Genomic DNA, 7,838 nt, shown 5'->3' with positions numbered 1-7,838 from the left:
CGGGGTATCCCGAAACATTGTTTTTCTGAATTTCGGTCTCTCGGGATACCCCGAAGTCCTATTTTTCCGTTTTCCGAGGTTTCCAATGTCAGGACGAGCCGATGACACCTTTTTCTAATACTTGGTGAAATACAAGCCCCTACAGAGTAAAAGTTCTCGTATTGCCCATAGACCAACGGATTGCAGACATTCAATTTGTTTCTACCGTACAGCAATAATTAAATTTATGAGATGAAATTTGTTTTAGATTATACAGAATGGGGGCTCTAATGAATGTGTGTTAGATATAATGTCGGATAGAGAATGATGAGAATACTGCAAGTCGTTACGTCTTTGGAAATGGGAGGAGCAGAGATGTTGATCGTTAATATGATTCCAAGATTGCAGTCCTTAGGGCATATCGTGGATTTATGTGTCTTTAATGGTGTGGAAACTCCATTGATGCAAAGGTTAAGGCGAGAGAGTCCACAGACAAAGATATATGCATTGGGGCGTGGAGTTTATAATCCTTTATATATCTTGAATTTGATAAAGATAATGCGAGGATATGATATCGTTCATACACATAATTCTTCCCCACAGCTTTTTGCTGCTGTTGCTAAAGTGTTATGCTCGGTGGAGCTTGTCTCCACCGAGCATACCACTTCCGATCGCAAACGCGATTGGAAGTGGTATGCTCCTATAGAGGGTTGGATGTATGGACAATATGCTCATGTGGCCTGTATCAGTAAAGTTGCAGAAAAGAAGTTACGGGAGTATATCGGGGGGAGATGGTTAGATAAATCTTCCAATCGATATCATCGTATCTCTACGATTAATAATGGTATAGATGTAAAGAGTATCAGTGAGGCAACTCCCGATGCAGAATTGTTGTCTTTGAAAGAGCATAGGAAGGCGATCTTGATGGTTGCAGGGTTTAGAGAGGCAAAGGATCAAGATACTGTCGTTAAGGCTTTGAGTTTATTGGATAGGAATGAGTTTGAAGTATGGTTTGCAGGTATTGGCGTACGCCAAAATATTGTAAAGCATTTGGCTGATACACTTGGTATTGGTGGCAGAGTGAGATTTCTGGGCCTACGTACGGATATACCGAATGTGCTCAGAGCTGCGGATATGATTGTGATGTCGAGCCATTGGGAAGGATTATCATTGTCGAATATTGAAGGTATGAGTGCACATAAGCCTTTCATCGCAAGTAAGGTGAATGGTTTAAGAGAAGTGACAGAAGGCTATGGTATTCTTTTTGAACACGGGGATGCTCGTGGGTTAGCTGCCGAGATTGATCATTTAAGTAAGGATAGCCAATATTATCAGCAAGTAGCAGATGCCTGTTATGAGAGGGCAAAACAATTTGATATTGACAAGATGATAATGGCTTACGAAAGAATGTATAAGCGTATTGTCGGTATATCATGATTTTTATAACATACAAGAACATTGGAAAATACCTGTAGAAAAAAGTTATTTAGAGTAACAACAGCAGATATCTCTTTAGATGGTCTGCTGAAAGGTCAGCTGAAATACTTAAATCAATATTTTGAAGTTGTTGGCGTTGCAAAAGATACAGGCGTATTAGAGGAAGTCGGGAAGCGTGAGGGAATACGGGTTATTGATGCTCCTTTAGAAAGGCCGATAAGCTTAATAAAAGATATAAGAGCTTTGTGGTTTCTATACAGGTTGTTCCGTAAAGAAAAACCTTGGTGCGTGCATGCCAATACCCCGAAAGGTAGTTTGCTGTCTATGATTGCTGCATACTTTGCACGAGTTCCTTTTCGTATTTATACAGTTACAGGGTTACGTTATCAAGGTTCATATGGGATTTTGAGGCAAATATTGAGCAGTATGGAAATTATAACATGTAAATTTGCCAATAAAGTTATTCCAGAGGGAAAAGGGATAAAAGAAACATTACAAAAAGATGGAATTACAAAAAAGGAATTAAATGTAATTTTAAATGGGAATATAAATGGTATTGATACGGATTTCTTCAATCCCGAGTTATTTAATTATAGGAATAGAATAGAGGGGAAATTATATACGGGTAATCGAAATGATATTCGTAATGACTTGGGCCTAAAGGATGATGAATTTGTTTTTATTTTTATTGGGCGTATAGTGCGTGATAAGGGTATAAATGAAATAGTTTCTTGTATGAAACGATTTAAAAACGAAAAGAGAAATGTTAAGTTACTTCTTGTAGGTCGTTTTGAAACGGAATTGGACCCTCTTGATTTTGGTAATGAAGAGTTTCTACGCACAGATACAAATGTTCTTTTTGTTGGTTATCAAAATGATGTTCGTCCTTTTTTTATCGCGGCAGATGTGTTAGTATTTCCAAGTTATCGGGAAGGCTTTCCTAATGTTGTTTTACAAGCAGGTGCAATGGGGCTTCCTGCAATTGTCACAGATATTAATGGATGCAATGAAATTATCCAAGAAAATGTTAATGGGAAAATATTCTCTCCAAGGAATGCGGAGGCTTTGTATGAGGCAATGAATTGGTGCTTAGATAACAAAGAAACAGTAAAGAATATGGCTTCATGCTCTCGTAAGATAATTATTGACAGATACCAACAAAAAGCTGTATGGGAGGCTACTTTACAAGAATATAGAAAGTTTAAGAAGTAATAAACAATGAAATGTGATGTTATTGTAACATATTGCTGGAATCGAGTTGGATATAATATAATTCGCAGTCTTTTTGATAGAGGATTAAAGGTTGTCGTTGGTGATACATCCACATACAATATTTGTAGTCTTTCTAAATTTAGTGTGGATAACTTTGTTTATCGCGATTTTATAAAAGATGAGCAAGGATTTATAGAGGATTTGAAGAGTGCACTAATAAAGTATTCGCCTAAAGTCCTTATGCCTACCCATGATGAGGCCTTGATAATTGCCAAGCATATAGCTGAACTTCCCAAAGATGTTCTATATACAATGGAAACTTATGAGAAACAAATACTGTTATCTGATAAGTATAAAGCAACACTTTTAGCAGACTCTGTTGGTGTACCTGTCCCCCATTTTATAGCTGACATAAAAAATGCTATATATCCAATTGTAATTAAAACGAAATTTGGCAATTCTTCTAAGGGAGTCTTCTTCCCTAAAGATTATGAAGAGGCAAAGAAACTTTTATTGAAATTCAATAAAAAAGATATTTTGGTAGAGGATTTTTTCTCTGGTAGAGATTATAGTGTTGATTGTGTTAGATACGATAGCTTTTTTCAAGCTTGTACTTATAGAGCTTTGGTTACGAAAACTGATGGGGGGGGCACAACAACTCAGAGAATCTTAGTTGAAAAGCCAGAGCTGGAACTATATTCTAAGTTGATTTTAGATAAAGTTGATTATAGGGGCGTTTGTGGTATAGACTTCAAAGTGAATGAACAAACAAACGATGCTGTATTTATAGAAGTTAATCCCCGATTTACAGGAGGTTTAGCAACACCAATGGCTGGTGGCTTTGATATTCCTTATATTCTATATTCACTCTTTACAACAGGGAAGTATAGTAAAACAATTTCTCCACGTATGGGAGTGAAAACGAAATGGATACTTGGAGACATAATTACCCTTATTGGAAAAATTATTCGTTGTTCTCTGACATTTAAGGAGTTTAGACAAATATTGAGTTGGAATTTTAATGCTTTCGATGATTATCGAAGAGAAGATAAGAAAGCTATACTTGGAGAGTTTCTTTATTATTTTATTAAGTTAGTAAAAAACAAAAAGTTGAACCCATAAAATAACTACATGGGACTTAAATGGTTATTTGATAAATTAATTTCATTAATTGGCTTAATTTCTCTTAGTCCAGTCCTATTGATAGTGGCTTTACTTATCAAATGGAAGATGCCTGGGCCTATATTATTCTGCCAGCAACGCGTTGGCCGTTATGGTAGGATTTTCACGGTTTATAAGTTCAGGACAATGACTGTGAAAGCTGAAGCATCTGTTGCAAGTCGCAATTCTGAAGCAACTTCTATTGCTTCTCAAGAACAAAGTCGAATTACCCCATTAGGAGAAAAACTCCGGAGATATAAACTTGATGAGTTACCTGAATTGTGGAATGTGTTGAAAGGCGATATGAGTTTTGTTGGTCCACGGCCAGATGTGCCGGGCTATGCAGACCAATTGCAGGGTGAAGACCGTGAGGTTCTGCTCTTACGCCCAGGTATTACAGGCCCTGCCAGTTTGAAATATCGCAATGAAGAGGATATTTTGGAAGCTGTTGATGAAGCATTACAAAAAGGGAGAAGCGGACTTCCAATTGGTATTACAACAGTGCAAGAATATAATGATAATGTAATTTATCCCGATAAAGTTCGGCTTAACCGCTATTATCTTCATCATTATTCATTCATAAAAGATATTAAGATGATTGTCTGTACGGTCTTAGGGAAACGAATGGAATATGCCGGAGAACAAATTTGAAGCTCAATATAGTGAATAATAGATAAGCTGTTGGCTAATGAGCCATGGTTATCTTCGAGGATAGGAGAGTAAAGATAGTTGTTCTTTGCTCTCCTGTTATATTATATAAGGGGTGTAAAAACAATGAAAGCAGTCATCTCTGACTGCTTAATATGTGGTACCACCAGGAATCGAACCGGGGACACAAGGATTTTCAGTCCTTTGCTCTACCAACTGAGCTATGGCACCATGTCGCTTATTTGCGCGTGCAAAGGTAGGAAATATTTATCGAAAACAAGCAGTGGATATAAAGAAAATACTTGCAGTTTGTATTTATTAACATAACCACATGCGGGATCATTACCCATAAAATCATTGTGTTTTCTTTATATCCAAGCCGTTGTTATTTACTTTTCATCGCGCAGTGGATTCCAGCCTTGTGCCTGAAGTTCAAACTCGTTGTTGTCACGTGTGACGAGCATGCAACCGAGATTTTCCTTTGTAATATAGCCTATCTGCCGAATACCTCCTATGTTCTTGATCTTCTCATGGTCTCCGATAGGAACTGTAAAAAGCAGTTCGTAGTCTTCTCCTCCGTTGAGTGCGCAGGTAGTGAGGTTCATGTTGAATTGTTCTGCAGTGACAGCCGTCTGATAGTCAATAGGAATTTCTTTCTCATAGACACGGCAACCACATTGGCTTTGTTTGCAGATGTGCATCAGTTCACTGCTCAATCCATCTGAAATATCCATCATGGCAGTCGGTTTGATATTGGCTTCGCGCAGCTTTTCGATGATATCTCCCCTTGCTTCGGGTTTTAACTGACGGTCAAGCAGGTATTCTTTCCCGGCAAAGTCAGGCTGGAAATCCTCCACGGTTTGACGCTGTTCACGTAACGCTTTGAGTTTAGCTTCATCTTTATGAGCCTGTGCCTCGCGTACCTTTTTATTATAGTCGTCAATTTGTGAATAGTAGACAGCTTTCTCTCGTTCAAGAATTTGCAATCCCATATATGCTGCACCAAGGTCACCACTGACACAAATAAGATCTGTTTCCTTCGCACCATTACGATAGGTAATCAATTCTTTCGGAGCCTCACCTACACAGGTTATACTGATAGCTAAGCCCGTTCTGGAAGATGTGGTGTCGCCACCAACGATGTCAATGTTCCATTTGCTGCAGGCTTCACGCATTCCCATATAGAAAGCATCAAGGTCTTCTACCGTAAACCGTTTGCCCAAAGCAATGCTGACAATCAATTGGCGTGGCGTTCCATTCATGGCGAATATGTCGCTGATGTTGACCATTGCAGCCTTATACCCCAGCGTGTGCATGTCGGTGTAGGTGAGGTCGAAATGAATACCTTCCATCAGCATGTCCGAAGTGATAAGTACTTCGGAATTGGGATAGCTGAGCACAGCACAGTCATCGCCCACACCATATTGGGTGCTTGTATTTTTAATCTGAATATCTTTGGTGAGTCGGTCAATGAGGCCAAACTCACCAAGTTTTGAGATTTCTGTCATTCTCTTATGTTTTGTTTTACGAGCGACGAATCATCTCACGCATGATTTCTGTCATCTTAGGCTGGGCTTCATTGGCAGCTTTCTGTACTTCCTCATGGCTCACTTCAACAGGAACGTCGAAGCCACCGAGGTCAGTAATAATGCTGATGCCAAACACCTTAATACCGCAGTGACAAGCTACAATCACCTCTGGAACAGTGCTCATGCCGACAGCATCTGCCCCCATGCGGTGATACATGCGATATTCTGCCGGCGTTTCGAATGTCGGTCCCTGCACACCCATATAGACACCGTGCATCAATCGAATACCTTTCTCTTTGCCAATCTCGTCAGCCAGCGCAATCAATTTATGGTTGTAGGCCTCATGCATGTCGGGAAAACGTGGGCCTGTAGGAAAGTTCTTGCCCCGCAAAGGATGTTCCGGGAAGAGGTTGATGTGGTCAGTGATAATCATCAGATCACCGATTTTGAAGTCGGGGTTCATACCACCTGAAGCATTGCTGACAAACAAAGTCTCAATTCCCAACTCATACATTACGCGCTCTGGGAAAGTCACTTCTTTCATGTTATAGCCTTCATAGAAATGGAAACGGCCTTCCATGGCCATGATATCCTTGCCTCCAAGCTTTCCGAAAATCAGTTTTCCGGCATGTCCTTCAACCGTCGATACCGGGAAATTAGGTATCTCACTATAAGGGAATTCGTAGCTATCTGTTATCTCTGAAGCTAATTGTCCGAGGCCCGTTCCCAGGATAATGGCTGTCTTTGGACTTGTGGTCATCCTTTCCTTTAACCAGGATGCTGTTTCTTGAATTCTTTCGTACATAGTCTATGATTTTATTGTTAAATTCTTCTTCTTGATTGAGCATGAACTTTACCTTGATAGGAAGCACATAGAGATTTTGCCTTACATCCTCACTCAGTCCCTCGATTTGTTCGAGTCGGGTAGCATCTTTCTCTGTTGTCACGATAATTTTTTCACCCTCAATGGCATGAAAAGTATCGTTGATGTTCACTATATCTTTATTCTTAAACCGGTGATGATCGGCGAATGTCAGTGGCGTAATCTCTTTCACATGAGGTTTCATGTCAACAATCATCTGCTTGGGCGAGGCGATACCTGTAAGCAACATAATGTGTTTGTCGTCCAGTTCGCACTTGTCAAGCAGTGGTTTTTCTGTTGCAAAGAGGGGCTTGAGTTTGTCGTATTCTATTGTTGTAAAGAATAAACTCTGATAGGGATAGAGGTTCATGGCCTTGGTAAGGACGCGAAACTCCATCGGTTTAAGGTCTTTAGGGCATTTTGTAACGATGACAATATCTGCGCGGTTCTTACCCGACTGCTGTTCACGGAGTCTGCCGGCAGGCAGAAGTTTATCATAGATAATCAGTCGGTGATAGTCTACAAGCAGGATGTTGATGCCTGGTTTCACATAGCGGTGCTGGAATGCATCATCCAGGAGAATAACGTCGGTGTCGTTTGTTTCGGCATCACCCGTGAGGCGTTCAATGCCATTTACACGCTTCTTGTCAACTGCAATGTGCACATCGGCAAATTTTTTCTTCATCTGATAAGGCTCATCTCCTATGTCCTGCACTGTCGACTCGTTGTCGGCCAGCACATAGCCATGGCTTTTTCGCTTGTAGCCCCGTGACAGAACAGCCACTTTAACCTTGTCTTTCAGCAAGCGAATCAGGTATTCCACATGCGGAGTCTTACCCGAACCGCCTACTGTGATGTTCCCCACGGAGATGATAGGAATGTCATAGTCGTGTTGTTTCAGCAATCCGATGTTGAACAACTGATTGCGAATTCCTACGCCAAGTCCATAAAACCAGCTCAGTGGCAGCAGCCATTCGTTGATGTGTATGAAGTCTCCTTCTGTCCTCATC

General features: G+C 40.3%; 7 protein-coding genes and 1 tRNA gene. 4 read left to right on the top strand and 4 right to left on the bottom strand.

Annotated features, from left to right (window positions below):
- Nucleotides 1-306: 306 nt before the first annotated feature.
- From HMPREF2983_RS11490 to HMPREF2983_RS11475, 4 genes are read left to right on the top strand one after another with little or no spacing between them, the layout of a single operon-like run.
- Nucleotides 307-1,416, top strand: coding sequence for a glycosyltransferase (locus tag HMPREF2983_RS11490; protein WP_070668705.1), 1,110 nt, complete (start codon nucleotides 307-309; stop codon nucleotides 1,414-1,416).
- Between the two features lie 21 nt (nucleotides 1,417-1,437).
- Nucleotides 1,438-2,628 (top strand): glycosyltransferase family 4 protein, encoded by a 1,191-nt coding sequence (locus HMPREF2983_RS11485; protein WP_070668539.1) that lies wholly within the window; start codon nucleotides 1,438-1,440, stop codon nucleotides 2,626-2,628.
- A gap of 6 nt (nucleotides 2,629-2,634) precedes the next feature.
- Complete coding sequence (locus HMPREF2983_RS11480) at nucleotides 2,635-3,750, top strand: ATP-grasp domain-containing protein (protein WP_004372446.1); 1,116 nt, start codon at nucleotides 2,635-2,637, stop codon at nucleotides 3,748-3,750.
- 9 nt (nucleotides 3,751-3,759) lie between these two features.
- The gene (locus HMPREF2983_RS11475) at nucleotides 3,760-4,440 is read left to right on the top strand and encodes a sugar transferase (protein WP_070668536.1); all 681 of its coding nucleotides are present in this window, start codon (nucleotides 3,760-3,762) and stop codon (nucleotides 4,438-4,440) included.
- Between the two features lie 155 nt (nucleotides 4,441-4,595).
- Here the strand turns inward: HMPREF2983_RS11475 and HMPREF2983_RS11470 are convergent.
- From HMPREF2983_RS11470 to lpxK, 4 genes are all read right to left on the bottom strand, one after another.
- Nucleotides 4,596-4,668, bottom strand: a tRNA-Phe gene (locus HMPREF2983_RS11470).
- 158 nt (nucleotides 4,669-4,826) lie between these two features.
- Nucleotides 4,827-5,945 (bottom strand): thiamine-phosphate kinase, encoded by a 1,119-nt coding sequence (gene thiL, locus HMPREF2983_RS11465; RefSeq protein ID WP_070668533.1) that lies wholly within the window; start codon nucleotides 5,943-5,945, stop codon nucleotides 4,827-4,829.
- Between the two features lie 16 nt (nucleotides 5,946-5,961).
- Nucleotides 5,962-6,726, bottom strand: coding sequence for a purine-nucleoside phosphorylase (locus HMPREF2983_RS11460; protein ID WP_070668530.1), 765 nt, complete (start codon nucleotides 6,724-6,726; stop codon nucleotides 5,962-5,964).
- The gene (gene lpxK, locus HMPREF2983_RS11455; protein ID WP_070668527.1) at nucleotides 6,653-7,837 is read right to left on the bottom strand and encodes a tetraacyldisaccharide 4'-kinase; all 1,185 of its coding nucleotides are present in this window, start codon (nucleotides 7,835-7,837) and stop codon (nucleotides 6,653-6,655) included. The genes HMPREF2983_RS11460 and lpxK overlap by 74 nt, the downstream gene beginning before the upstream one ends.
- Between the last annotated feature and the right edge of the window lies 1 nt (nucleotide 7,838).

It is taken from the genome of Prevotella sp. HMSC077E09, assembly GCF_001814685.1.
GTDB classification, from domain to species: Bacteria; Bacteroidota; Bacteroidia; order Bacteroidales; family Bacteroidaceae; genus Prevotella; species Prevotella oris.
The sequence above is the reverse complement of the archived record's forward strand: the minus strand, read 5'-3'. Positions and strand labels throughout refer to the sequence as shown.